Genomic DNA, 255 nt, shown 5'->3' with positions numbered 1-255 from the left:
ATCCATTCGGATACCGAATGATTGCACCGGCATGACCCATCGCTTCGTCGTAAGCGTCGAGCACTTCGACGTCGTGGCCGAGCGCGCGCAAGGCATCGACGGTGGCCGCCGGGAAACGCGCTTCGAGTTTCAGCGAATCGGTCGATTGACCCCACGTGCGCCCGAGCAGCCAGCGCGGCGCGTCGATCGCGGTCTGCGGATTCCAGCCGTAACGCGCGATACGCGAGAACACCGCGCTTTGCGATTGCGGCTGGC

Annotated in this window: 1 protein-coding gene; it reads right to left on the bottom strand. The window is 64.7% G+C overall.

Features of this window, described 5'->3' with window-relative positions:
- Positions 1-255: gamma-glutamyltransferase (locus tag SB816_RS33250; RefSeq protein WP_410548411.1), on the bottom strand; the 255-nt coding region annotated here is incomplete at both ends.

The organism is Achromobacter sp. SIMBA_011 (assembly GCF_046535435.1).
Taxonomy (GTDB): domain Bacteria; phylum Pseudomonadota; class Gammaproteobacteria; order Burkholderiales; family Burkholderiaceae_B; genus Achromobacter; species Achromobacter dolens.
This window is presented reverse-complemented; position numbering and strand designations above follow the sequence as displayed.